The 25,003-nt window shown below is 70.7% G+C and carries 21 protein-coding genes and 1 pseudogene; 8 read left to right on the top strand and 14 right to left on the bottom strand.

Translation table 11 applies throughout. From position 1 onward, the window contains the following. Nucleotides 1-2: 2 nt before the first annotated feature. Nucleotides 3-713 (bottom strand): hypothetical protein, encoded by a 711-nt coding sequence (locus OHS71_RS28695; protein ID WP_328482208.1) that lies wholly within the window; start codon nt 711-713, stop codon nt 3-5. A gap of 138 nt (nt 714-851) precedes the next feature. On the opposite strand from OHS71_RS28695, the gene OHS71_RS28690 reads away from it, so the two are divergent. Then, a complete protein-coding gene (locus OHS71_RS28690; RefSeq protein WP_328482207.1) occupies nt 852-1,355 on the top strand; it encodes a GNAT family N-acetyltransferase in 504 nt (167 codons plus the stop codon). Here the strand turns inward: OHS71_RS28690 and OHS71_RS28685 are convergent. Further along, nucleotides 1,348-3,387, bottom strand: coding sequence for an MDR family MFS transporter (locus OHS71_RS28685; protein WP_328482206.1), 2,040 nt, complete (start codon nt 3,385-3,387; stop codon nt 1,348-1,350). The genes OHS71_RS28690 and OHS71_RS28685 overlap by 8 nt on opposite strands. A gap of 171 nt (nt 3,388-3,558) precedes the next feature. Here OHS71_RS28685 and OHS71_RS28680 point away from each other — a divergent pair, with 171 nt between their 5' ends. Next, nucleotides 3,559-4,782: a peptidoglycan-binding domain-containing protein gene (locus tag OHS71_RS28680; protein ID WP_328482205.1), complete on the top strand. Its 1,224-nt coding sequence runs from the start codon at nt 3,559-3,561 to the stop codon at nt 4,780-4,782. A 198-nt stretch (nt 4,783-4,980) separates the two neighbouring features. On the opposite strand, the gene OHS71_RS28675 is transcribed toward OHS71_RS28680, so the two are convergent. Beyond that, nucleotides 4,981-5,628 (bottom strand): HAD-IA family hydrolase, encoded by a 648-nt coding sequence (locus OHS71_RS28675; protein ID WP_328482204.1) that lies wholly within the window; start codon nt 5,626-5,628, stop codon nt 4,981-4,983. Nucleotides 5,629-5,848: 220 nt separating this feature from the next. Further along, nucleotides 5,849-6,430, bottom strand: a complete 582-nt coding sequence (locus tag OHS71_RS28670) for a TMEM165/GDT1 family protein (protein WP_328482203.1) — start codon at nt 6,428-6,430, stop codon at nt 5,849-5,851. Nucleotides 6,431-6,817: 387 nt separating this feature from the next. Here OHS71_RS28670 and OHS71_RS28665 point away from each other — a divergent pair, with 387 nt between their 5' ends. The 5 genes and pseudogenes from OHS71_RS28665 to OHS71_RS41400 form a co-directional block, all read left to right on the top strand. Then, complete coding sequence (locus OHS71_RS28665; RefSeq protein ID WP_328482202.1) at nt 6,818-7,462, top strand: HNH endonuclease family protein; 645 nt, start codon at nt 6,818-6,820, stop codon at nt 7,460-7,462. Between the two features lie 78 nt (nt 7,463-7,540). Beyond that, nucleotides 7,541-9,190, top strand: a complete 1,650-nt coding sequence (locus tag OHS71_RS28660; protein ID WP_328482201.1) for an alkaline phosphatase D family protein — start codon at nt 7,541-7,543, stop codon at nt 9,188-9,190. A gap of 430 nt (nt 9,191-9,620) precedes the next feature. Continuing rightward, a complete protein-coding gene (locus OHS71_RS28655) occupies nt 9,621-10,076 on the top strand; it encodes a DoxX family protein (RefSeq protein WP_328482200.1) in 456 nt (151 codons plus the stop codon). 240 nt (nt 10,077-10,316) lie between these two features. After that, on the top strand, nt 10,317-10,931 hold the full coding sequence (locus OHS71_RS28650) for a DedA family protein (protein WP_328482199.1): 615 nt from the start codon (nt 10,317-10,319) through the stop codon (nt 10,929-10,931). Nucleotides 10,932-11,474: 543 nt separating this feature from the next. Next, nucleotides 11,475-11,771 (top strand): annotated as a pseudogene (locus OHS71_RS41400) (transposase); the annotation flags it as partial. Here the strand turns inward: OHS71_RS41400 and OHS71_RS28645 are convergent. Next, nucleotides 11,772-13,217 (bottom strand): pyridoxal phosphate-dependent decarboxylase family protein, encoded by a 1,446-nt coding sequence (locus OHS71_RS28645; protein WP_328482198.1) that lies wholly within the window; start codon nt 13,215-13,217, stop codon nt 11,772-11,774. Between the two features lie 423 nt (nt 13,218-13,640). On the opposite strand from OHS71_RS28645, the gene OHS71_RS28640 reads away from it, so the two are divergent. Beyond that, on the top strand, nt 13,641-14,240 hold the full coding sequence (locus OHS71_RS28640) for a TetR/AcrR family transcriptional regulator (protein ID WP_189151489.1): 600 nt from the start codon (nt 13,641-13,643) through the stop codon (nt 14,238-14,240). A 267-nt stretch (nt 14,241-14,507) separates the two neighbouring features. Here OHS71_RS28640 and OHS71_RS28635 read toward each other — a convergent pair whose 3' ends face one another. From OHS71_RS28635 to OHS71_RS28595, 9 genes are all read right to left on the bottom strand, one after another. Further along, the gene (locus tag OHS71_RS28635) at nt 14,508-15,227 is read right to left on the bottom strand and encodes a gamma-glutamyl-gamma-aminobutyrate hydrolase family protein (protein WP_328482197.1); all 720 of its coding nucleotides are present in this window, start codon (nt 15,225-15,227) and stop codon (nt 14,508-14,510) included. Next, nucleotides 15,224-16,714 carry an aldehyde dehydrogenase gene (locus OHS71_RS28630; RefSeq protein ID WP_328482196.1) on the bottom strand — a complete coding sequence of 497 codons (1,491 nt, stop codon included), beginning with the start codon at nt 16,712-16,714 and terminating at the stop codon, nt 15,224-15,226. The genes OHS71_RS28635 and OHS71_RS28630 overlap by 4 nt, the downstream gene beginning before the upstream one ends. 512 nt (nt 16,715-17,226) lie before the next feature. Beyond that, nucleotides 17,227-18,684 (bottom strand): APC family permease, encoded by a 1,458-nt coding sequence (locus tag OHS71_RS28625; RefSeq protein WP_328482195.1) that lies wholly within the window; start codon nt 18,682-18,684, stop codon nt 17,227-17,229. Nucleotides 18,685-18,895: 211 nt separating this feature from the next. Beyond that, entirely contained in the window at nt 18,896-19,531 is a 636-nt protein-coding gene (locus OHS71_RS28620) for a TetR/AcrR family transcriptional regulator (protein ID WP_328482194.1), read from the bottom strand. 129 nt (nt 19,532-19,660) lie between these two features. Continuing rightward, complete coding sequence (locus tag OHS71_RS28615) at nt 19,661-20,506, bottom strand: fumarylacetoacetate hydrolase family protein (protein WP_328482193.1); 846 nt, start codon at nt 20,504-20,506, stop codon at nt 19,661-19,663. Between the two features lie 12 nt (nt 20,507-20,518). Further along, on the bottom strand, nt 20,519-21,454 hold the full coding sequence (locus tag OHS71_RS28610; protein ID WP_328482192.1) for a 3,4-dihydroxyphenylacetate 2,3-dioxygenase: 936 nt from the start codon (nt 21,452-21,454) through the stop codon (nt 20,519-20,521). Then, nucleotides 21,447-22,934, bottom strand: a complete 1,488-nt coding sequence (locus OHS71_RS28605) for an aldehyde dehydrogenase (RefSeq protein WP_328482191.1) — start codon at nt 22,932-22,934, stop codon at nt 21,447-21,449. The genes OHS71_RS28610 and OHS71_RS28605 overlap by 8 nt, the downstream gene beginning before the upstream one ends. Before the next feature lie 35 nt (nt 22,935-22,969). Then, complete coding sequence (locus OHS71_RS28600; protein WP_328482190.1) at nt 22,970-23,776, bottom strand: acetoacetate decarboxylase family protein; 807 nt, start codon at nt 23,774-23,776, stop codon at nt 22,970-22,972. A 12-nt stretch (nt 23,777-23,788) separates the two neighbouring features. Next, nucleotides 23,789-25,003, bottom strand: coding sequence for an NAD(P)/FAD-dependent oxidoreductase (locus tag OHS71_RS28595; protein ID WP_328482189.1), 1,215 nt, complete (start codon nt 25,001-25,003; stop codon nt 23,789-23,791).

The following is a 25,003-nucleotide window of genomic DNA, read 5'->3' as shown; positions in this document are numbered from 1 at the left end:
GGTCAGCCCTCCTTCGCCTGGTGCCGGTGGAAGCCCCGGGGCAGGTGGTGACCGGAGCGGGAGCCGTCCTGGCTCACGGGCTGCCGGTGCTCCTGCGCGCGCCGGCGGCCGGTGTCGTGGTCGGTGTGGCCGAGGAGGTCGTCGAAGAGGGCACGGGCCTCGACCATGGCGGACCGCATGTCCTCCGTGCCGGGAGCACGGCCCTCACCTGTGCCGGGCGTGTGCGCGTCGCGCGTCGCGGCGCCGTTCGCGCCGACCCGGGCGACCCGGTGGACGCGCCGGTAGCCGTGGACGTGGTGCGGGTGGTGGACGGAGAGTGCGCCGAGCTGCTCCTCGTACTGGCCGCCGTCCGGGAAGCCCCGGGCGCCCGCCACTTCCGCGAGCAGCTGGTCCGCCTCCATGACCGCCTCCTGGGGCGAGTCGACGAACCGCTCCTGAGCCGCGGTCCAGCGGGCCTCGAACCGCTCGCGCTCGGCGGGCTCCAGCGGCCGCTCGCGGAGCCCGCCGTGCCGCTCCACGAGGGTGTCGAGCTCCCGCTCGGCGGCCTTGACGTCCCCGTCGTGGCGGGCGACGGCCCGGTCGTACTCGGGTCCGAAGCGGCGCTTCAGACCGTGTCCGCCGTGCGAGCCGCGGGCCCGCACGGCCAGGACGACCGCGACGGCGATGACGGCCGCCACGACCACGATCAGAGCGATGATCACTCCTGTGGACATGCCTTGCCTTCCGGTGTGTCGGCCCCACGGGCCGGTTCTTGCATCGGGTTGCCCGGAAGGTCCGCTCCAAACGGCTGCGGTATCCTCCGCACTTAATCGGTTGCGTGTCGGCCGCGCCGCCTTCGGACAATGTCGCGCATGACGACGTCGCCGATCTGGACCATCACCGCCGAACCCTTCGACGCCCCGGACGCCCTCGCGCTCTGGCGGGCGTACTACACCGAGGTCAGCGACCGCTACTACCTGCTGCATGAGGGACGCAGGAGCGACCCGGGCGAGCTGGAGCGGGGGATCGCCGCCGACGGGGGCACCGAACTCGCCCCACCCGGAGGGCAGTTGCTCGTCGGACGGTACGGCGGCGAGCCGGCCGGCACGGCGGGCGTACGGCTGCTGGACGCGACGACGGCCGAGCTCACCCGGGTGTTCGTCCGGGAGGGGCTGCGCGGCAGGGGAGGCGCGGCGCTCCTCGTCCGGGCCGCCGAGGAGGCCGCCCGCTCGCTGGGCGCCGTCCGGATGATCCTCGACACCCGCGGCGACCTGGTCGAGGCGCGCGCCCTGTACGCCCGGCTGGGTTACACGGAGACGGGGCCGCACAACACGGACCCGTACGCCGAGCACTGGTTCCGCAGGGAGCTCAGCTGAGCTTCGTCACCGTCGGCTCGTCGTGCGGCTGTTCCCGGTCCGAGCCGCACAGCTCGCTGTTCAGCTCCTTGACGAGCTGGACCAGGTCGGTGGGCCGGTCCGGGCCCCACCAGTCGCCGAGCAGTTCGGCCAGCGACGCCTCGCGGACCTCGGCGAGCTGTTCGGCGACCTCGCGGCCCTCGTCGGTCAGCATCATGTCGAGGCCCTCGCGCACGGCGAGCCCGCGGCCCTCGATCTGGCGGACGGCCTCGAGGATCACCGGTAGCGGGACGGTGGTGCGCTCGGCCAGCGTCGCCGGCTCGACACTGCCGCAGCGTTTGATCCGCAGCAGCAGCCAGCTCGACGCCGGATGCAGGTCCTGGCCGGCCCGGGCGGCGATCTTCCGGTAGACCTCGCGGCGGCCCTCGCGGGTGCCCAGGACGGACAGCGCCCGGCACACCTCGTCGTACGAGGACCGTTGCACCGGATTGCTCGCGAGGGTCTCCGTCACGTCGGGCGCGGTGACCGAGCCGCGCAGCGGGTCCTCCTTGAGGAACCACGCCAGGACGAAGCCGACGAGGGCGACGGGCGCGGCGTACAGGAAGACGTCGGTGATGGCGGACGCGTACGCGTGCAGGGCCTGCGGCCGCAGGTCGGACGGCAGTTCGGCGATGCCGCGCGGGTCGGACTCGAGGCCCTGCACCGAGACCCCGGACGGGAGCTGCACGCCCCGGAAGGCGTCCGTGAGCTTGTCGCCGAGGCGGCCCGAGAAGACCGTTCCGAAGATCGCGACGCCGAAGGAGGCCCCGATCGAGCGGAAGAAGGTCGCGCCGGAGGTGGCGACGCCCAGATCCTCGTACGCGACGGCGTTCTGCACGATCAGCACCAGTACCTGCATGACCAGGCCGAGGCCGAGCCCGAAGACGAAGAAGCAGGCGCTCATCACGCCTGTCGAGCTGTGCTCGTCGAGCCGGTGCAGGAGGAGCAGGCCCACGGTGGTGACGGCGGTGCCCGCGATCGGGAAGACCTTCCAGCGGCCGGTGCGGCTGACGATCTGTCCGGAGACGGTGGACGACAGGAGCAGGCCCGCCACCATCGGCAGCATGTGCACGCCGGACAGGGTCGGCGAGACGCCCTGCACCACCTGGAGGAAGGTCGGCAGGTACGTCATCGCGCCGAACATCGCGAAGCCCACGATGAAGCTGATCACGGCGGAGAGGGTGAAGGTGCGGATGCGGAACAGCTTGAGCGGGAGCACCGGTTCGGCCGCCCGCCGCTCCACGGCCACGAACGCCACGGCCAGGAGCACGCCCAGCAGCGCCAGGCCGATGATCTGCGGCGAGCCCCAGTCCCAGGTGGTGCCGCCGAGGGACGCCACCAGGACCAGGCAGGTGGCGACGGCGGCGATGAGGAAGGTGCCGAGGTAGTCGATGACGTGCCGGGTGGACCTGTGGGGGATGTGCAGGACCGTCGCGATGACGGCGAGGGCGACGACGCCGACGGGCAGGTTGACGTAGAAGACCCAGCGCCAGCTCAGGTGCTCGGTGAACAGACCGCCCAGCAGCGGCCCGAGGACACTGGTCGCCCCGAACACCGCACCGAACAGGCCCTGGTAGCGGCCGCGGTCGCGCGGCGGGACGATATCGCCGACGATCGCCATCGACAACACCAGCAACCCGCCGCCGCCCAGGCCCTGGACCGCTCGGAAGGCGATCAGCTGCGGCATGTTTTGCGCCATTCCGCACAGCGCCGAACCGATCAGGAAGATGACGATCGCGGTCTGGAACAGCTTCTTCCGCCCGTACTGGTCACCGAGTTTGCCCCACAGCGGGGTCGCGGCCGTGGACGCCAGCAGGTAGGCGGTGACCACCCACGACAGGTGCTCCATACCACCGAGTTCGCTGACGATCGTGGGCAGGGCGGTCGACACGATCGTCTGGTCCAGGGCGGCGAGCAGCATGCCGAGCAGCAGGGCGCCGATCGAGACGAGGACGTTTCCGGACACGTGTTCCTCACGTGGATCCGCCGTCCTGCTGTGCGCGTCCAAGACCATGGATGCCTCCTGAGGCTCTGGTGACCCTTCCCATCGTGATTGGTGTGACCCGTTATGGCCTCTTGAGTCCTGTTGCGTTCTTGACGGAATCCGACATTCCGGGGTCCCGGGCGGCGGGGCGTGTGAAGGATCTGCATAATCTCTGGAGTTTGAATGGGGAGGGGCGAACACGTGATCGATCCGACGGGGCACCAGGGGCACTCGGGGCAGCAGGGACTGCCGTGCCCGGAGTGCGGGGCGCTCCGCGCGCTCGACAACACCCCGTCCTGCGCCTGCGCCCGGCGCGCCTCCGAGAACCTGCGCGACACGCGCACGACGGAGGCGGCAGCCGCGGAGGACTTCGATCCGTTGCGGATACGCCCCTACGTCGAGTTCGGGAACGAGCCGGGAAGCGAGCCCGGTGGTGCTGCCGGGGGCGACTTCACGGGCGGGCCCGCCGGTACGCCCGGGGGCGCCTTCGGCAGCGGGCCCGCCGGTGAGTTCGCTGACCGGTCCGAGGGTGCGGCGGGGGGTTCCGCCGGCGCGGCCGACGTGACCATGCCGCTGCCTGTCGTTCCGACCGGGCCGGCCGCTCGGCCCATGCCTCACGGGCCGTCCGCTCCGGCCGACGCGACGATGCCGCTGCGTGCCGTGGAACCCGCCGGGCCGGCGCCGGACATGACGGCGGCGCTGCCCACTCCCCTGACACGGTCCGCCTGCGAGCCCAGCACCACCGACCTGAGCCTGTTCGAGGCGGCGGACGCCGGCGCGGTCCACCCGGACGACGAGGAACCGCACCGCCCGCGCCGCCGTCGCACCCTGCTGGTCGCGGCGACCGCCGCCGCCGTGGCCGTGGTGGCGGCGGCGGGATTCGCCTCCGGGCTGTTCACCTACGAGAAGCCGACGCGTGACGGGGCCGCTCCCGAGGACGTGCGGGCGGCCGTGCCCGACGCCTCGACCAGCGCGCCCTCGGCCTCCGTCACGGCGAGCCGCTCCGCGTCCCCGTCGGCCTCCGAGGACTCGCCGTCGCCCTCCGAGAGCGAGAGCCCGTCGCCCTCCGCGTCAAGGACCAGCGCCTCGCCCTCGGCGTCCCCGTCGGCCGAGGCCGGTCCCACGGCCACGCCGACCGCCCGGGTGACCGGCTCCCTGGCGCCCGGGAACGGCGCGGCCAACCAGGACGACTCCACCGAGGTGGTCGTCCTGCGGCGTGGCGACAAGGGCGCCGAGGTGACCGAACTCCAGCAGCGCCTGCACCAGTTGTTCCTCTACAACGGTCAGGCCGACGGCTCCTTCACCGGCGAGGTGGAGGACGCGCTGCGCAACTACCAGTGGTCCCGCGGCACGACGGAGGACGGCATGGGCGTGTACGGGCAGCTGACCCGGGCCCGCCTGGAGTCGGAAACGCAGCAACCGTGACCCCCGCGCCGCCAGGCACCCGGCCCGGCCGGAGGAACCCGGGCGGGCCGGTGAGGGCGCACCGCGCCGGGAGCCCGTCGCTCCGCCGTCACCTCCGGACCGGCCCCGCACCAACCCGGACCCGCTCCTCCACCAGGACCGGCCCCGTACCAGGACCGGGCTCGGGACCGGGGCCATGAACCGCGGAGCCGTCCCGATTCAGGCCACGTGGATCCGCACTCCGGATTCCGTCGTCTCCACGCGCACCTGACGCAGATCCCGGACCACCGCGTCCGGGCCGTGCCCGGCCGCCCGCGGGCCGACTCCCACGACCCGCATGCCGGCGGCGCGGCCGGCCGCGATGCCCGCGCCGGAGTCCTCGAACACCACGCAGTCGGCCGGGGCGATCCCCAGCTCGGCCGCGCCCTTCAGGAAGCCCTCGGGGTCCGGCTTGCTCGCGCCGACCGACTCCGCCGTGACGCGCACGTCGGGGAGCGCCAGTCCCGCCGCGGCCATCCGGGCGGTGGACAGCGGGACGTCCGCGGAGGTGACCAGCGCATGCGGAACGCCCCGCAGCGAGGCGAGGAACTCCGGCGCGCCGGGCACCGGCACGACGCCGTCCATGTCGGCGGTCTCCTCCGCCAGCATCCGCGCGTTGTCCGCGAGGTTCAGGTGTACGGGCCGGTCCGGCAGCAGCAGGGCCATCGAGGCGTGGCCCTGACGGCCGTGGACGACCTTCATGACCTCGTCCCCGTCGAGTCCGTGCGTGTCGGCCCAGCCCCGCCAGATCCGTTCGACGACGGCATCGGAGTTCACGAGGGTGCCGTCCATGTCGAGCAGGAGGGCGCGGGCGTTCAGGACCGGCATGGGCAACTCCAGACAGGAAGGGACAAGGCGGCCCCGCCCGCCGGTCAGGGAAAACGAGCGGGAGCCACTTTGTTTCCCCACGGTACAAAACAATCCGGGTCCACCGCCACCCCGGGCCCCGGACACAGGAGAGCATTCACCCGCCGTTCACCGCCCGGGCGGACTCGCGGGGCTCGGCGCCGGACAGGACACCGGGCCGCGCGCCGGGTGGGCGTCGGGCTCAGCCGGCGATCGCCTCCCACAGGCTCCACACCCCGAGCGCCAGCATCAGCAGCGCCGCGATCCTGGTGATCAGCTTCAGCGGCACCCGCTTCATCAGCGCCTTTCCGCCGACGATGCCGAGTCCGGCCACCGCCCACAGGGCCAGCACCGCCCCCAGTCCGACGGAGAGCGGATCGTCGTAGCGGGCGGCGAGGTTCGCCGTCATGATCTGGGTGAGATCGCCGAACTCGGCGACGAGGATCAGCATGAAGCCCGTACCCGCAACCTTCCAGAAGGACTGGTTCTCCGGTCGCCTGACCTCCTCCTCCCCGTCGTCCTTCTTCAGCAGCAGGACCGCCGCGCCACCCAGGAACAGGACGCCGGTCAGCGCTTGCACGAGCTGCTGCGGGAGCAGGGTCAGCACGCTGCCCGCCGCGACGGCCAGCGCGACATGCAGCGCGAAGGCGGCGGCGACCCCCGCGAAGACGTACGAGGCGCGGTAGCGGGTGCCCAGGACGAGGCCGGCGAGCGCGGTCTTGTCCGGCAGCTCGGCCAGGAAGACGACGCCGAAGACGAGCGCCGTCACGGTGATGCTGATCAAGGTTCCTCAATCGGTCGGGGCCGCCCCGCCGAGAGTCCTGAAGCCCGGGAAAGCACTTCGGGGGTAAGGCACCTCGGCAGGGCAGCGCACATGTCATCCCTGCCGTGAGGCACGGATGTGCACTGCTTGCCGAAGGTCTCGCCGGCCGACCCTGTGACGGGCCTGCCTCCGGGCGCCGGCTCAGACGAGCTGAGCGGTATGTCGACGATCCGGCGAAGAGCTACTCCCCTTCTGCGTTCCCCATGGTACGAGATCGTTCTGCGATAAACCTTGTCGTGTCATGCACACGTCACTAACTTCTCACCCGGCGCACATCTCCCCGCAACGTGAGGCCGCGAGCATTCCCTCGCTCGCGCTCCAACACCCCGCTTCCCCCATGGAGTTCGCATGTCGAAGTTCTACGCGCGTGGACGGTTGAGCATACTCGCCGCCCTCACCGGCCTCATAGCCTCGGTCGGGCTTTTCAACTCCCCGACCGCCTCCGCCGCCCTCCCCACCCCGGTCAGCGGGGCCACCGCCCGCACCTATCTCGCCTCGCTCACCGTCAAGGCCGAGAACCGCACCGGCTACGACCGCGACCTCTTCCCCACCTGGATCACCATCAGCGGCACGTGCAACACGCGTGAGTACATCCTCAAGCGGGACGGTACGAACGTCGTCACCAACTCCGCCTGCACCGCCACCAGCGGCAGCTGGTACTCCCCCTACGACGGCGCCACCTGGACCGCCGCCTCCGACCTCGACATCGACCACCTGGTCCCGCTCGCCGAGGCCTGGGACTCCGGGGCGAGCGCCTGGACCACCGCCCAGCGCCAGGGCTTCGCCAACGACGTCACCCGCCCGCAGCTGATCGCCGTCACGGACAACGTGAACCAGTCCAAGAGCGACCAGGACCCGGCCGAGTGGATGCCCTCGGTCACCTCGTACCGCTGCACCTACGTCCGCGCCTGGGTGCAGGTGAAGTACTACTACGGCCTCTCGGTGGACTCCGCCGAGAAGAGCGCGCTCACCAGCTACCTCGCGGGCTGCTGACCGACTCGTGACGGCACGGATCTCCCCACGCTCCTCCGTCGTTCCGTACCGTACGGGGCGACGGAGGAGGGTGATCGTGTGACCGAACTGCGGCTGGGACCACTGCTGAGGTACGCCGACGGCTCGACGGCGACCGTCTGGGTCGAGGCGAGCCGCCCGTGCACGGCCGAGGTGCGCTGCGCGGACGGCGCCGAGGGCAGCGCCCGCACTTTCCAGGTGGCGGGCCACCACTACGCCCTCGTCCAGGTGACGGGGCTGACGGCGGGCACGGCCACGGCCTACGAGGTGTTCCTCGACGGCACACCCGTGTGGCCGCCGCCCGACTCCCGCTTCCCGCCCTCCGAGATCCGCACCCCGGCGGAGGCCGTCCCCGGGGACGACACCGGGGACGGGGTCCGGGTGGCGTTCGGCTCCTGCCGCTGGGCGGCGCCGCCGGCCGGCGGGCACGACCCCGTCGGCCCCGACGCCCTGGACAGCCTGGCCACGCGCCTCGCCGCCGATCCGGCGGCCGAACGGCCCGACGTACTGCTGCTGCTGGGCGACCAGGTCTACGCCGACGAGGTCTCCGACGCGACCAAGGAGCGGATCGCCACCCGCCGCGGCCTCGCCGACCCGCCGGGCGCCGGCGTCGCGGACTTCGAGGAGTACACCTGGCTCTACTACGAGTCCTGGCTCGACCCCGAGGTGCGCTGGCTGCTGTCCACCGTGCCCAGCTGCATGGTCTTCGACGACCATGACGTCATCGACGACTGGAACACCTCCGCCTCCTGGCTGGCCGACATGCGGGACACGCCCTGGTGGCGCGAGCGGCTGCTGAGCGGCCTGATGTCGTACTGGGTGCACCAGCACCTCGGGAACCTCTCCCCCGCCGAGCTGGCCGCCGACCCGCTCTACGCGGCCGTGCGCGACACCCCCGACGGCACCGACGAACTGCGCGCCTTCGCCTGCCGGGCCGACGCGGACCCGGCGTCCGTGCGGTGGAGCTACCGGCGCGACTTCGGACGGGTGCGGCTGCTGATGGTCGACAGCCGCGCGGCGCGGGTCCTGCGGGAGGACGAGCGCTCGATGCTCCACCCGGGTGAACAGGACTGGCTGCGCGAACAGGCCCTCGACGGCCTCGGCTCCTACGACCACCTCCTGATCGGCACCTCGCTGCCCTGGCTGCTGCCGCATCTGGTGCACGACGCCGAGGCATGGGACGCGGCCCTGTGCCTGGGTGAGCGCGGGGCGCGCTGGGCCCGCATCGGGGAGAAGGTGCGGCGGGGGGCCGATCTGGAGCACTGGGCGGCCTTCCCGAAGTCCTTCGACGCGCTGGCCGAGCTGATCGCCGAGGCGGGGACGGGGGCGCGGGCGCCGGCGAGCGTGCTCGTGCTCTCCGGGGACGTGCACCACGCGTATCTGGCCGAGCCGCACTGGCACGAGGGGCCCGGCCCCGACGCCCGGGTGCTCCAGCTCACCTGCTCCCCCGTCCACAACTCCGTGCCCGTGTCGATCCGGGTCGGCTTCCGCTTCGGCTGGAGCGCCGTCGCCCGGGCACTCGGCCGCGGTCTGCGCCGGCACGGCCGCTGCCCCCGGCCGCCGGTCGGCTGGCGGAAGAAGGGCGGCCCGTGGTTCGGCAACCAGCTCATGTTCCTCACGCTGCGCGGGCGTTCGGCCCGGCTACGACTGGAGCAGGCGCGGGAGGACGGGGCACTCGCGACGGTGCGGGAGTCCGATCTGACGCCCTGAGCGAGAGACCGTCCTCACCCGCAGGACGTCCGGGTGACCGGCGGACCGGACGTGAGTCCGCGCACCCACCGACTACTTGACGGACCGTCAAGAAAGGTCACAGGCAAGCTGGTTGGCTCCGGAACGGCCGCGGTGGCGCGCCCGAGGGCCGGCGCGGCGGGCGCCCGCTGCGGGAGTGGATTCGGTCACTCTTTCGGATGCGGACGCGGCGACCGGAGCCTCCCTCCGTGCGGCGACGGGGGAGGTCGAACCCCGTGCCGGACCCCGGACGGGTCCCCGGAGAGCGCCCTCCCCATGGCTAAAAGTTGAACTTGCAAGCACTGATCGGGTCCGCCTAACGTGTGTCGCTCATTCGGTACCGCCGCCCCCACCGACCGGTCCTTGCCCCATCCGGGACCGGCCCGACCGACACCGAAGGAGCACCCCCACCATGTCCGCTCGCCTCAACACCGCACAGCCGTACGCGGTCGGCCTCTTCCGCATCGTCGTAGGGCTGCTGTTCGCCTGCCACGGCGCGGCCTCGCTCTTCGGCGTCCTCGGCGGCGCCGCGGGCACCGACGGCGGCACGCTCGACACCGGCGCCTGGCCCGGCTGGTACGCGGCCGTGATCCAGCTCGTCTGCGGCAGCCTGGTGCTGCTGGGGCTCGGCACCCGGGCCGCCGCGCTCCTGGCCTCGGGCTCCATGGCGTACGCCTACTTCGACGTGCACCAGCAGGGCGCCCTGTGGCCGATCCAGAACGGCGGCGAGGCCTCCGCGATGTTCTGCTGGGCCTTCCTGCTGCTGGTGTTCACCGGTTCCGGCGCTCTCGGCCTGGACCGCCTGTTCGCCGGCCGTACGACGACCGAGCGGGAACCCGCCGCGCGCAAGGCAACGGTTTCCGCCTGACCCGTTCCGAACGGCACCACGATCCGCGGTCACCCGGGCCTCCTCGGCACCGGGTGACCGCGGATCCGTGCGTGGCCGCCCGCCACGGGTGAACGTGTCGTGCCGAACACATGCGCCCCCCGTGAATCTGCTGCCACACCCCGGGCGTACGCTGTATGGCTGTCATTGGCCGCACCTGCCGCTCCCCCGCGACACAGCGGCACGGTCGGGCCGTCACGGGGGAGACACGGGGAGTCAGTGGTGGTCGAAAGCGTGGGGGCTTTGTTCGGCAGCCCATGGATCTACGCGGTGGTGGGCCTGTCGGTCCTCCTCGACGTTTTCCTTCCCGTGCTGCCCAGCGGGGTGCTCGTCATCACCGCGGCGACGGCCGCGGCGGCCGGCTCCGGCGCGGCGACGGGTCAGGTCCCGCACGACGTGCCGGACGTCATGGTGCTGATCCTCTCCGCGGCGACCGCCTCGGTGCTGGGCGACCTGGTGGCCTACCGGCTGGCCTGGCGCGGCGGTGAGCGCCTGGACCGGGCGATCTCCCGCTCCCGTCGGCTGACCACCGCGCAGGAACGTCTCGGCGACGCGCTGGCCCGGGGCGGCGGCGCCCTCGTCGTGCTGGCCCGTTTCGCCCCCGCGGGCCGTTCCGTGGTCTCCCTGATCGCGGGCGCCGCCCATCGCCGCCCGCGCGAGTTCCTCCCCTGGTCCGCGCTGGCGGGCCTGTCCTGGGCGGGCTACAGCGCCGCGCTCGGCTACTTCGGCGCCCACTGGCTGGGCACGACGTGGCTGGCGACCGGCGTCTCGGTGCTCGCGCTGTTCGGCGCGGGGGCCGCCGCGGCGTACCTGATGCGCCGCCGGCCGGCGACCTAGGTCTACGGCAACGGTGCGCGCGCCTACCTGCTGGGTGGGCCGCCAGCACGCTGCTGGACTGCTCCCCCGCGGACCTGCGCCCCAGTGCGCGTTTCACGGGTCTGGGAATCGACTCGCTGCCCGCCCTGTCGTTCTCCACGCTGCTCCAGAACGTCTTCGAGGTCGACTCCAGGATCCTCGTGCCGCTAACCGCGGCCGAGGCGCTGGCCCATAGCCAGCGGGCCCTCGTGGCCGGGGTGGAGCAGTAGTCGGGTCAGCTCGTCGATGGATGGCAGTCTCCCCGGCCGCCGCGAGGCGACCGGGTGGCAAATCCGGCGTACAGCCCGACTCGTCTGCTGCTGGCCGCCTCGCTGGTCGAGGTGGCGCCGCCATCACCAGCACCAGGCGACCGCCTACCGTCGCCGGAACGAGATCGCGGCAGCCACAACATGATCAGGACCCGACGAGTCACGAACTACAGCTGCCGTGACTGAGCTTGCGGGTTGCCTTCGGGTAGTGACCTTGAGTGATCACTGCGGTATACCGGTGTCATGCGGTATGCGTCTCCACACCCATCGCACCGCCGGCCTGCGTGATTACGCTGCGGGCCACGATTGGCTCACGATCGTCCAGCTCCCCTCCTAGAGCCCCGACTCGAACCCGCTGGAAGGGGTTTGGTCCCTGTTACGAAGAGACCCGATGGCCAACACCGCATTCACCGACCCTGACCACCTCACCCGCACCCTCCGTCAAGGCCTCGCCCACATCCAGCGCCATCCGGCACTCATCGACGGCTGCCTCACCGAAACCCGGCCTGACCCTCAGCCCCGGCACACGAAGCCAATCCGCCAAGGTCAGTAGTCATCCACCGCTCTGGCGAGCGGCTTTGCGAAGCGAGTCCCACAGGGTGTCGATGTGGTCGGGCAGCGTCGTCGTCGCGCCGATGGCGACGCGAATCGCGAAGTGACCGTTGACCGATGTGTGCGTGAGGAACGAATGCCCTTCGGCGTTGACCGCCTCCATTGCTGCCTTGGTAGCGGCGTCGTCGGGGCGCCCTTCCCGGTCGACGAGGTACAGACATACGAGTGCCAGTGATGGCGGGGTGGCCAGGGCGAAGCCCGACTCGCTCTCGATCCGGTCGGCCAAGGAGTTGGCCATAGCGACGTGGCCGCGGATGCTTTCGCGCAGGCCTTCCAGTCCGGCGCCGTGCACCACCGACCAGATCTTCAACGCACGCATACGACGGCCCAACGGGACCTGCCAGTCGCGGTAGTCGATGACTTCGCCCGATTCGGTCGCAGCGTTACGCAGGTACTCCGGTGTGATGGACAGCGCTGTGGGCAGCGCTCGGGCATCCCTCACCCACATGAACGAGGCGTCGAAGGCGGTGTAGAACCACTTGTGTGCGTCGGTGCAGAACGAGTCGACAAGGTTCACGCCGTCCAGGAGCCAGCGGAACTCGGGACACAACGCCGCGACTCCTGCCCACGCGGCGTCGACGTGCACCCACGCCTCGTACGCACGCGCTGCCAGCGCGACGTCTCGCACTGGGTCGATGGCACCCGTGCCGGTTGTTCCCACGGTCGGACAGACCATGACCGGCCTCTTTCCGGCGGCCGCGTCCTTGGCCAGCATGTCTGCCAGGGCATCCGCCGACATGGACAGCGTGCCCTGGGTAAAGGGGACGATCCGCAATGCTCGCGCGCCGAGCCCGGCCACACGCACGGCCTTGGCCAGCGACGAGTGGGTCTCGGCAGTGACGTACACCGTCTCGGTGCCGTCCACGCCCTGTTCGCGCCAGTCCGGGTTGCTGCGCTGCAGCGCAGCCAGCAGGGCGGCCAACGATGCCGACGAAGCCGAATCCTGTAGCGAACCGCCTCCACCTCCGGCGAAAGTGAACTCGCGACCAAGGCCCAGGGCATCCGCCAGGCCGTCGAGCAGGACCTGCTCGATCTCCGTCCCGGCCGGCGATGTCGACCAGAGCATTCCCTGCGCTCCGATCCCGCCCGATGCGATGTCACCGAGGAGCGACAGCAGGGACGCGTTCGCTGGGAAGTAGCCGAAGAAGCCCGGGTGCTGCCAGTGGAGCGACGAGGGGACGACCACGTCGTTGAGCAAGGCGATGAGATCATCGCCCAGCGCCTGGGACGGCTGCTCAGGCAGTTCACGAGGAAGCTGCGCCTTCACGGAGCCCGGTGAGACCTTCGGCCGCACGTGCAGGGAAGGGAGCGAGGTGCGGTATTGGGCGACCCAGTCGACCAACTGGTGGCCCTGGCGGCGGAATTCATCTGGCTCAAGATCAGGCATGCTCTGTCCTAAGAGGTGGTGTTGGTCATGACGAGGGCTGAGCGCCCACCTGAGCGCTGGGGATGACCAGGTGCCCGGGGCGGGCTGGCCGCTACCGGATTCAGAGGGCCTCGATGCCGCGTACCGACTGGTGCCGCACCAGAGCCTGTCGTCTACAGTTGTAGATTAATAGCTCCAATGTAATCCCTTATGGGGCCGCTGGGAAGGGGGCGCCATGGGGACCCCTCTCACGCCCACGGGGAATGACAGCTCCTCGCCCTCGCTCCGTGCAGCCCTGCCGCGAGCACGTTGCGTAAGAGGTTCACCAGGTCACAGGGTTGGGTCTGCGGGTCACGCGACCCCTCGGACTCATCCGCCGTGAGGTCCGCGAGTGCGACCACAGCCCTCAGCATTCGGGCGTCTACCCGTTGGTAAGGTGTCACCATGCCCAAGATCGTGGACCACGACGCGCGGCGTGAAGAGATCATCGAAGCCGTATGGCGCCTTGTCGCGCGGCGAGGATTCGCGGCGCTGAACATGCGGGATCTCGCCGCCGAAGCTGGATTCACCAACGGTGCGCTCGCACGATACTTTCCCACCAAAGCAGCAATTCTGCGGGCCGCGCTGGAGCGCGCCAATGCAGCCACCGAGCAGCGGGCCGCCCGCACCATCGCCGGCGCCAACGGCCTGAACGCGTTCCGCAAGTTCTGCGTCGAGATCATGCCCCTGGACGACGAGCGTCTCAATGAGGCCCGCGTGGTCATCGGCTTCTGGAATTACGCGGTAGCCGATCAGGAACTGATCGGCGTCTACGACCAGGCGATATCGCGCTGGCGCGATCAGATGCTCTCGTATCTGCACACTGCGGCTGAAGCGGGAGAGATCAACCCATCCTGCGATCTCGATGCGTTCTTGGACCTTGCGATGGCCACGCTGATGGGACTCCAGATCAACGCGATCTTCGCGGCTCGCCTGACCACACCCTCCCGCCAGTTGCGGATACTCGACGGACTCATCGCAGGGTTGCAGACCGGCACCTCATGATTTGAGCACGCAGGCGGGAGAACGCCTCCGCCGCGATGACGGCCGGCGGCGCTCGGAGCCCCCGCGTTACCGGTGACGCGGTGGCAGCGATCCCCCTCCCCGCCGGTGGACCGCGGCAGCTGACCGCATCGGGCGATGGCGATGTCCTGCGGTCCCAGCCCTCGGGCGGCGGTGATGCGCCGCAGAGTTATGCCGGGAGCGAGGTAGCCGCGGGGGCAGGACTTGTGCGGCGTCCGACGAGGAAGACGGCGGTGAGTTCTCGTGCTGTCAATGGCGGTCGCGTGCGGCGCCTACAAGGGCGTCGAACAGTCCCTGCTGGGCGGGGTCTTCATGGGCGGTGTCCTCGGGGTGCCACTGGACCGCGGCGAACCAGCCGAGAACTCCGGGCAGTTCGAGCCCTTCCACCGTGTCGTCGGCGGCCCGGGCGGTAATCGTGAGGCCGGCGCCCGTACGGTCGACCCGCTGGTGGTGGTAGCAGGATGCCTCCACCTTCTCGGCGCCGGTGGCCTGTTCCAGCAGCGAACCGCGCCGGATCGCCATCGGGTGCACGACATGTCGGTGCTCGCGGTCCGGACCGCCCATGTCCTGGTGGAGGGTGCCGCCGAGGGCGGTGTTGACGACCTGGAGGCCGCGGCAGATCGCGAGCAGGGGCAGGCCCAGGTCGATGGACTGGCGGGCGACTTCCAGATCGAAGGCGTCCTGGAGGTCGTCGACGTCGTACACGCTGTCGTGGGTGTCGTTCGCGCCGTAGCGGTACGGGGCGAGATCGCCGCCGCCGGGGAGGAGGACGCCGTCGAAGCGGGCGAGGCGGGCGGCCACGCCGGCGGCGGTGGGCTCGGCGGGGTGGATGGTGGCCGGTTCACCGCCGGCCCGCCAGACCGCCTCCACCAGCGCGCGGGCGTTGACCTCGGCGGCGTAGCGCAGGGCGGAGGTGGAGGCGGCGAAGCGGGCGGGGATCGCGATCAGCGGTCGCGCGGGCGTCGTCACAGCTGGATCCAGGTGGTCTTGAGTTCGGTGTACTTCTCGATGGCGTGGGCGGACTTGTCGCGTCCGTTGCCGGACTGCTTCACGCCGCCGAAGGGCACGGTGAGGTCGCCCTCCTCGTAGCAGTTGACCCAGACCGTGCCGGCCTTCAGCGCGCGCGAGACCTGGTGGGCGGTGGACAGGTCGGAGGTCCACAGACCGGCGGCCAGGCCGTACTCGGTGTCGTTGGCGAGCGCGACGGCCTCGTCGAGGTCGTCGAAGGTGAGCACGGACAGGACGGGGCCGAAGATCTCCTCACGGGCCAGCCGCATGCCCGGATCCACGTGGTCGAAGACGGTGGGCTGCAGGTAACTGCCGCCGGTGTCGGTGAGTGTGCGGCTGCCCCCGGCCCGCAGCCGAGCGCCCTCGTTGAGGCCGGTGCCGATGTGCTCCAGTACGCGCTGCAGGTGGCGCTCACCGACCAGCGCCCCCATCTCGGTCACCGGGTCGAGCGGGTCACCGATCCGTAGTTCCCGGGCCCGCGCCACGATGGTGTCCGTCACGCGCTCGGCAACAGAGGAGTGGACGAGCAGCCGCGAAGGGGCCGTGCACATCTCGCCCTGGTTGAAGAAGATGCCCCAGGCGGCGGTTTCGGCGGCCTTCTCCAGGTCGGGTGCGTCCGGGAGGATGATGTTGGGTGACTTGCCGCCCAGCTCCAGCCAGACGCGCTTGAGGTTGGAGTCGGCCGCGTACCGCAGGAAGTGCCGCCCGACGGCGGTGGATCCGGTGAAGGCCAGCACGTCGACGTCCGGGTGGAGGCCGATCGCCCGTCCGGCGGTGGGCCCGTCGCCGGTGACGACGTCGAGTACGCCCGGCGGCAGCCCGGCCTCGGTCGCCAGCCGACCGAGCAGCAACGCGGACAGCGGCGAGTTCTCCGACGGCTTGAGCACCACGGTGCAGCCGGCCGCGAGCGCCGGAGCGACCTTCCAGCTCGCCAGTGTGAGAGGGAAGTTCCAGGGGACGACCGCGCCGACGACACCCGCCGGTTCGCGGGTGACCAGGGCGAGCGCGTCGGGCGCGGTGTGCGGCGACTCGTCGGTGAGCTTGTCCACCAGCTGCCCGTACCACCGAAAGGTGTTGATCGCGGCGCGCAGCTCGATGTCGTACGCGTCCGTGATCGGCTTGCCCATCTCCAGGCTGACCGTCAGCGCCAGCCGGTGACGCTGCTCCTCCAGCAGATCAGCGATCCGCAACAGGACCCGGCCCCGGTCGGCAGGTGCCAGGCGTGGCCACGGCCCCGAGTCGAAGGCCCGGCGCGCGGCGGCCACAGCGGCGTCCACCTCGGCGGGCTGGGCGTCGGCCACGTGCGCCAGGACTTGCCCGTCGCGGGGCGAGACGGCCGGGTAGGACTGCCCGCCGCCGGGTTCGTCGGCGCCGTCGATGTGGTGCGCACCTGACACGTCCAGTGCCTTGGCCCGGCGCAGCCAGTCGTCGTGGGTGATGTCCAGCATGCGTAGCCTCCAGGTCATGGCGTTACGTTTGAATCCAAACAATAAGCCACGGGCGGTCCCCGCAGGGGAGACCGGGGTCTCGACCGGCTTGTCGTTCGGTCGTACGGTCAATGGGTCATGGACATGCACGGGCGAACTCGCGCCCCTGCGCATGGATCACCACCTCGGCGTACCGGTGCTCGGCGCCTGCTTCGGCGGCCGGGGGCCGACCACCGCGCTCGGTGGATCGGTCCATGCGCCATCGCGCCCGGAGATCGGCCGGCGTTCCAGGGGGGCGCTTTCTGGGGATGCGGATCCGGAGATCACCAGGGCTATGACGCGCGACTGCCTCGACCTCGGCGGCGCGGAGCGTACGGCTGGCACGTCGGCCACGTGGCATAGCGGCCGGCTGACGGCTTCTTCACGCACCCCGGGCTGAGGGCAAGCCCTCCCCCGGCCCGGAGAGGTCGGTGTGGCCGGCCCGGGCCCGAGGGGGAGGACAAGGACCGGGCCGGCCACACCGCGGGGCAGGCTCAGACGTCGGCCATCGCCCTGCCACGAGTCAGTCGCGCGGCGATGACGCCCAGGACCAGGACCGCCGGGACGGTGAGCTCCAGCCACATCGCCGTGCCCTGGTCCCCGCCGATGAGGGTGGTGAAGTTGGCCAGGATCAGCCAGATGGCACCGGCGATGCCGAGCGCACCCAGGACGGGGGCGATCAGCGTGTTCCAGGCGCGAGTGTCCAGCCGTTCCCGGCGGAAGAACACGACCACCGAGACGGAGGTCAGGAAGTACAGGAGCATGACCGCCAGCACCGCGACCCCACTGAACCAGGAGAAGAGGCTCAGCACCGGGTCCTTGCCCAGCAGCGCGAAGGACATGACCAACGCGAGCGAGATCACGGTCTGCACGCCGCCGGCCGCCCAGGGCGAGTGGCGTCGGTTGATCGCGGTCAGCCCGCGCGGCAGCAGGCCGTCGCGGCCGAGCGAGAACAGGTAGCGGTTGGCGGAGTTGTGGAAGGCGAGGACGCCGGCGAAGAGGGAGGTGGCCAGCAGGATGGGCAGCGCGTCGCCTGCCCAGCCGCCGAACTGCGCGGTGATCGGCGCGAAGACCCAGGACGTGGCGTCGCCGCTCTCCAGCGCCTTCCCGGCGGCCGCGGTGGCGTTCGAGGCGCCATGGGCGGAGACCAGCATCCACGAGGTGAAGGCGAAGAAGACGGTGACGACCATGACGGACAGGTACGTGGCCCGGGGGACGGTCCTGCGGGGCTCCCGTGCCTCCTCGCCGTAGATCGCTGTGGCCTCGAAGCCGAACATCGACGCCACAGCGAACATCAGCGCCACGCCCGGTGCCCCGTGCAGGGCCGCATGGGGCGAGAAGCTGTGGGCGAAGCCCAGCCCCTCGGGGCCGCCGCCCTTGAAGAAGGTCACCAGGGCGAAGACGAACAGGATGCTGAACTCGGCCAGGACGAAGACGGCGAGGATCTTGGCGCCCATCTCGATCCCGGCGGCACCGAGGATCTGGACGATCACCATGGTGACCAGGACCCAGACCCACCACGGTGCGCTCAGCCCCGTGTACTGCTCGACCAGGCCACTGACGATGAAGCCGTACAAGCCGTACATGGCGGCCTGGACCGCACAGTAGGCGAAGAGCGCGACTCCTGCGCTCCCGGAGCCGATGGGGCGGCCGAGCCCCTTGCCGATGTAGATGTAGAAGGCGCCGGCGTCCACGACATGTCGCCCCATGGCGACGAAGCCGACGGAGAACAGCAGGATGACGGCGCCGACCGCGGCATACGCGGCGGGCGCACCCGCGCCGTTGCCAATGGCGACGGCGATGGGCACGGCACCGGCTATGCCGGTCAGCGGCGCCTGCGCGGAGAGAACGAAGAAGAGGATTCCCAGAACACCGAGGGAGTTGGGTTTGAGTCGGCCTGCGGCGGAGGGGCTCTGCACGGTCTGTGTTGGTTCGACCGTCTGACTGTCCACGCGGATCACCTGCCTGGAAGGGGGAGAGGTTTCGTTTCTAGCCAAACGAGTTGCCTCATAGTGGGCTGGAACTATCCAGATGGCAAGGGTTTGTGTGGTGTTTTTTGGGCCACCGCATCGTCTGTACGAGGCCGTGGCCGAGGTGGCATCCGAGCCGAACGAGGCCCCGGGCGCCAAGCGTCCGGGGCCTCACAACAGGCAGGTCGGCGAGTCAGGCGCCGCTGTCGCCCGCACTCTCGCCGTCTGCGTCGGCGTCGAGCAACCGCAGCAGGGAGCGGAGCTCCTCGATGGCCGCGTCGGTGACCTCGGGTCCGCCGCCCAGAACGAGCTGGTGCAGGACGAGACCGTCGAGGGCGGCGAAGACCAGCCGCGTCATCGCCCGGTTCGCACCCTCGGGGAGCATCCGGGACAGCTCGCGCTCGGTGGCATCGAAGTACTCGTCGTACAGCCCACGGATCAGCGGCAGCAGCTCCGGCCTTCGCCGGGATTCGAGCAGCAGCTCGTACTGGAAGACCTGGGTGTCCGGATCGGCCGTGACCATCTCGGACACTCCGGCCGAGAAGTCGGACACCTTGCCGGTCCCCGGCTCGACCGCGCTGACGCTCAGGCTGGAGCGTACGGTGTGGGCGAGCGCCTCCTCGATCAGCGCGTCACGGGTGCCGAAGTGGTGGACGACAAGACCGTGGGTGACCCCTGCCTCCTCCGCCACCGCGCGATAGGTGAGCTTGCGCAGACCACCCCGGGCCACCACCCGCACGGCCGCGTTGAGCAGGGCCTCCCGGCCCTCCCCGTAGTTCACCCGCTTGCGCGGCCTGCGGCCCTCAGGGGTCCCGGTGGCTTCGGTCATGGGTGCGACCCTACCGGCCCGTACACGCACGGCGGCCTCTCCCCTGCCCGGCCGCACGGGACGGACAGGTGAAGCACCACGCCGGGCACCGTCGCGGCAGGCCGGGTGCGGTTCCGCCTACGGTGGGCATCAGCGCTCGGGGGGCCGGATACCGCGGAACTCCCAGTCGCCGCCGAGCGCGGTGGACAGGACCTCTTCCGATTCGGTGGGCTGGGCTCCGACGTCCGTACGGATCGAGGTGGGGCCGGTGACGATGTGGTTGGTGAGCCGCCCCAGGCCCTCGACCTCGACCTCGACGACGTCACCGGGCTGGACAGGGCGGGAGTTGGCCGGGGTACCGGAGAGCAGCACGTCGCCGGGGTGGAGAGTGATGGTGCGCGCGATGTCGGCGACGAGGTAGTGCATGTCCCACTCCATCTCATCCGTCGAACCGTCCTGTACGAGCTCGCCGTTGACGTACGTGCGCAGGTACTTGCCGTGGAAGTCCCAGTCGCTGACCAGGCCTGGGCCGAGCGGACACAGGGTGTCGGAGCCCTTCACCCGGAGCATCGAACCGGCGTCGGTGTCGCGGAAGTCGTGCAGGCCGTAGTCGTTGGCGACGGTGTAGCCCGCGATGTACTCGCCCGCCTCGGCAGGGGAGATGTTGCGCGCGGTCCGGCCGATGACGATCGCCACCTCTCCCTCGTAGTTGAGCCACTTACAGCCCTCGGGGCGGACGATGGCGCCCTTGTGGGAGTTGAGGGCGGAGGTCGGCTTGTGGAAGTACGTCGGCGTCGGGGTCAGCTGGATCTGGAACTCGTCGACCCGGCTGCGGTGGTTGAGGTGAACGGCGACGACCTTGGACGGCACGACCGGCGGCAGGTGCTGGGCGTCCTCGATCTTGACCCGGCGGCCGTCCCCGGCGACGAGTTCGTCACCGTCACGGACGGTCTCGACGGCGGCTCCGTCGAGGAGGACACGGCGGTATTCGGGCATGGCGGGGCCTTTCTAGGAGCGGCTGTGCGGGGTGGGCGGGGAGGCGGACGCGGGCGCGCCGGTGCCGGTCCAGCCCTCGGCCGGGCGGTCGAACCAGAGGTGGACCTGGCCTGTGCCGATGGAGTTCTCGTACTCGCCGTACTGACGTGCCTCGGCGACGCATGCCTGCTCGCCGAGGGCGCCGGCCATCATCAGGTAGTGGTAGAAGCGGGCCTCGGGCTTGTACTTCCAGAACTCGTCCATGGTGTCGAGGACCTTGCCGTGGCGGCCCTCCTTGAACCAGGCGATGCGCTCGTAGTCGGCATCGCGGGCCTCGGACGTGAAGATGTGGCCGGGGTCGCTCGACTCGTGGTCGCGAAGCTCGCGCAGCGGCCAGAAGGTGTGCGACAGCGCTCCGGAGGCGATCAGCAGCACGCGGCGGCCAGGAGTGGCGGCGATACCGTCCGCCAGGGCGCGGCCGAGCCGCAGGTGGTCCTCCATGTCACCGGTCTGGCAGACGCCGATGGTCACCCATCGCTTGTCCGGCAGCCCCTCGCCGAGGAACTTCCACAGGTTGATGGTGGCGTAGTAGATCGGCAGGTACTCGTCGTCGATCGCGGTGACCCAGGTGCCGTGCTTGTCGGCGAACCGGGCGATGTTGTGGGCCAGTTCGGGGTCACCCGGGAAGTCGTACGGCATCCGGCACATGCCGCGCGGCAGTTCCTCGGAGGTGAACAGTCCGGCCCTGCGCTGCTGGGCGGTGACGACGAACTCGACGGTGGTGGCCCAGTGCGAGTCCAGGACCACGACGGTGTCGTAGTCGTCACTGTCGAAGACGTCCTCGCGGAGCTGTCGCAAGCCGGTGACGAGGGTGATCTCCTTGCCCTGGTTCAGCTCGAGCCGGTCCCCCTCCGGCAGCACGATGGTGGGGACGTGGGCGAGCAGACCCGCCCCGACGATTTCACCCATGGTCTTGCCATCCGTTCGGCGCGGTGACGGTGTTCTTGACGTCGCAGTAGAAGTCGAAGCTCCATGTGCCGCCCTCCCGGCCGACGCCCGAGTGGCGGGAGCCGCCGAAGGGAGCCTGGAGGTCGCGTACGAAGAAGCAGTTGACCCAGACCGTGCCCGCGACGAGCCGCGCGGTGACCCGCTCGGCGCGCTCGTGGTCGCCGGTGACGAGGGTGGCGGCCAGACCGAAGCGGGTGTCGTTGGCGAAGCGCACGGCCTCTTCCTCGTCGCCGAAGGTCTGGAGCGTCAGGACCGGACCGAAGACCTCCTCCTGCACGATCTCCGAGTCCTGGGCGACGTCGGTGAGGAGGGTCGGCTCGTAGTACAGAGCGTCCTTGCGCTTGCCGCCGATGACCGCGCGAGCCCCGTCGTCGAGCGCGCGACGCACGAAACCGTCGATCTTCTCCAGCTGGCGCGGGTGGATGTTGGGGCCGAGGTCGGTGCCCTCGTCACGCGAGTCACCCTGCCTGAGCCGGCTCGCCTTTTCCACGAACCGGCGGGTGAACTCGTCCGAGACCGTCTCCTCGACAAGGATGCGGGTCGCGGCCAGGCATACCTGTCCGGCGTTGTCGTACTGCTCCACCGCCAGGTCCACGGCGAGGTCGAGGTCCGCGTCGGCGAAGACCAACAGCGGTGACTTTCCGCCGAGTTCGAGGCTGAGAGGGGTGAGGTTGGCGGCGGCCGCCCGGGCGATGTGCTGGGCGGTGGGCACGGAACCGGTGAAGCTGATCCGGCGGACGTCCGGGTGCGAGACAAGAGCGTTGCCGACCTCGGTGCCGTATCCCTGCACGACGTTGAGGACACCGGCCGGCAGCCCTGCCTCGGCCGCGATGTCGGCGAGCAGCGAAGCAGTGAGCGGGGACCACTCGGCGGGCTTGAGGATCACCGTGTTCCCGGCGGCCAGCGCCGGGGCGACCTTCCAGGTGGCCAGCATCAGCGGGGCGTTCCACGGCGTGATCAGCACGCACGGGCCCGCCGGGTCCCAGCTCACGTGGTTGGTGTGGCCGCGGCCCGCGGCGGAGCCGCTCGTGTACGTGGTGAAGTCCTCGTGCTCCAGCTTCAGCAGCCAGTCGGCGAAGAAGCGGAAGTTGTGCGCCACGCGCGGCATCACACCGCGGCGGTGGGAACGCAGGAGGGCGCCGTTGTCGAGCGTCTCGACATTGGCGAGGTCCTCGATGCGCTTCTCGACTCCGTCGGCGATGGCGTGCAGGATGCGGGCACGCTCTGCGCGCGACGTGGCGGCCCAGGCGGGAAAGGCGGCGCGAGCGGCGGCGACGGCCGCCGCGGCCTCCGCCGCCGTGCCCCGGGAGATCTCTCCAAGGGTGCTTCCGTCGATCGGCGACACGTCGGTGAACGTCTCGACGGACGCCACGCGTTCGCCGCCGATCCAGTGCCGGGTGTCGACGGCGACCCCGGCCACCGTGGTGATGTGCTCGGTCATGTCCGGTCTCCAGGTCTTCTGATGTGTAAGGGGGGTTACTCGGCCTCGGAGGTGCCGGATTCCAGCAGTCGACCGCCGTCCCAGACGACGCCCACCTGCCGGTAGTACGCGGCGATCGGCTCTCGGATCTCCAGCCGGGCCAGATCTTCCGTCGGCGCCTCGAACAGCTCCAGTTCCGCATCGCCGACCCACGGCTGTCCGGCCTCGAAGGACGCGGCGCCGGTCTCGATCAACTCGTCGAGCGCGAGGCCCTTGCCGTTCTCGATGGAGGGAAGCCAGCGGTGGTGGGCCATCGGGTGGCCGTTGACGAAGCCGTTGGTCTCGGACGGCTCGCGCAGGGTCACCACCGTCTGTGCCAGGCGCCGGTCGGCTGCGGCGAGGGTGGCGCCGAAGCGGGCTCCGGCCTCGATGCGCGGGGCCGGACCGTATAGGTGCGGGCGCGTCTGGTGAATCGAACCGAGCTTCTTCGGGTAGCCCTGGTGCAGTCCGCGGGCGATCGCAAAGTCCTTGTCGACCCAGATGTACACGCAGCGCGAGTACGTCCGCCCCTGGTACGAGCAGCGGACGACGGCGAAGGCCTCCTTGTACTGGGCGCGCACCGGGTCCAGCAGCTCCTCCTTCGTACCGGAGCAGGACTGCCAGTCGGCCCAGATCAGCGCGACCGCGCCCGGGTCCTCCTCGGCGAGTTCCAGCGGTGCGGGCAGCAACTCCCGTACACGTGCGGGATCGGTGCGGTACTCGATCGTGAGCAGGTCGCCGGAGTAGTGCCAGGGGGGTGAGGGGATCAGGGACGATGATCCGGTCGCCGTCTTGGGATGGAAGTAACCACGGACGCTGGCCATGACGTTGGTTCCTTACGCGGTGAGGGCGGGCTGCTTGAGCAGCTGGGCGCGGTAGCGGGCGGCGCCGGTGGCAGCGGCTGAGCCACCGAGGGCGACGACGCCGACGAGCCGCCCGCCGTCGGCGTGGTATCCGACGATCATGTCGCCGCCCGGATCGCCGGCCAGGACGCGGATGTCGGCGAGGCCGAGTACGGGGGAACCGAAGGACAGCAGCCGGAAGTCGTGCTGGTCGCTCCAGAAGGTGGGCAGCGGCGCGAACGGCGGCAAGCCGACTTCCGCACCCGTGAGATGAGCCATCAGTGCCTTGGCCGCATGCTTCGCGGTGTCGCCGGGGATCGACCAGTGCTCGACCCGGCGCGGTACGCCGTCGTAGCGGGCATTGGGGAAGCGGGCGACGTCGCCGACCGCGACGACGTACGGCAGTCCGCCGACCCGCAGCTGCCCGTCAGTGAGCACGCCGTCGGTCAGGTCGAGACCGTTGCCGTCGAGCCACTCGGTGTTGGCGACGGAGCCGACCGACTCCACGACCACATCGGCCGGGAGCACCGTCCCGTCACTCAGTACGACCCCGATGACGTGCTCCTCGCCCTCGAACCCCGAGACACCCGCACCGAGAGCGAAGCGCACACCACGTTCCTCGTGCCGCCCCAGCAGCGCACGGGCCGGCAGCTCGCCGAGTGGTCCGACCATGGGCAGCGGCAGTGGGTCGACCACGGTGACGTCCGAGACGCCGAGACCGACCGCGGTGGCGGCCACCTCGCAGCCGATGAACCCGGCACCGATGACGACGACCCGGGCGCCCGGCCGGACCAGATCCGCCCGCAGGGCCTGAGCGTCACGGAAAGTCCGTACGGTGTGACGGCCGACCGCGGGGCCCTCGCAGCGCAGGCGCCGGGGACGCATACCCGTGGCGACGACCAGTCCGTCGAAGGGCAGCTCCTCGCCGCTGTCGAGCACGACGACCCGCTCGGCGAGTCGGGCGCTCGTGACGCTCGTACCGAGCCGCCACTCCACGTCGGCCGCGCTTGCCTTGGGAGTGAAGGCCAGGGACTCGAACGACGCCTTTCCGGCCAGCGCTTCCTTGGAGAGAGGCGGCCGGTTGTACGGCATGTGGGGCTCGTCCCCGATCACGGTGATCGCGCCGGTCCACCCGGCGCTGCGGAGTTGTTCGGCCGCGCGCAGGCCGCCCATGGAGGCCCCGGCGACGATGATGCGCTGCGTCGTCAT

It is taken from the genome of Streptomyces sp. NBC_00377, from assembly GCF_036075115.1.
Taxonomy (GTDB): Bacteria; Actinomycetota; Actinomycetes; order Streptomycetales; family Streptomycetaceae; genus Streptomyces.
Note: the sequence above shows the minus strand (reverse complement) of the source record. Positions and strands in the feature narration are given on the sequence as shown.